The organism is Streptococcus parasanguinis (assembly GCF_001578955.1).
Taxonomy (GTDB): Bacteria; Bacillota; Bacilli; order Lactobacillales; family Streptococcaceae; genus Streptococcus; species Streptococcus parasanguinis_U.
This window is the reverse complement of the sequence record NZ_KQ969729.1, coordinates 1-456: the sequence shown is the minus strand read 5'-3', so window position 1 is coordinate 456 and position 456 is coordinate 1. Positions and strand designations below refer to the sequence as shown.

General features: G+C 41.0%; 1 protein-coding gene. It reads right to left on the bottom strand.

Going from position 1 to position 456, the window contains the following annotated elements:
• Positions 1–125: 125 nt before the first annotated feature.
• Positions 126–456, bottom strand: a 331-nt coding sequence (locus SPADD19_RS10995; RefSeq protein ID WP_241496600.1) for a cysteine peptidase family C39 domain-containing protein, incomplete at its 5' end; no start/stop codon positions are given.

Sequence of the window (456 nt, the reverse complement as noted above, 5' to 3'; positions counted from 1 at the left end):
TCGACTCGAAACATTGGTGTTTGGACATTAGAACAAGAAAGCAAAAGGAAGAATAGAAATAAAATCCCAAAAAGATAAGAGCGTTTCATAGGTTATCCCTCCTATCCATTTCACGACTCACTTTCTCACCAAGCATAATTTTTCTCACCGCATGTAACCATGGCTGCTAATAACTCCTCTGGTGTCAGTTTCTTCAAGCCTCCATAGGTTGGATCCTGTACATGTGTATCGGGGTCTAGATAATAGATTGCTGCGATGTCCTTGTTATCTGATGTTAATTCATAGCCTACTCCAATCACATTATGTTCCCCACTTTTTCCAGGATAGATTTGTGCCACATTGAAGGTGTAATAGAGAGGATAGCCATCATCAATATCTTTGCGCACGCGTTCTTTAAAGATTCGGAGATCTTCAGAATCTGGACGAGCGTCTGTTACAGTAGCTAGTCGATAACCC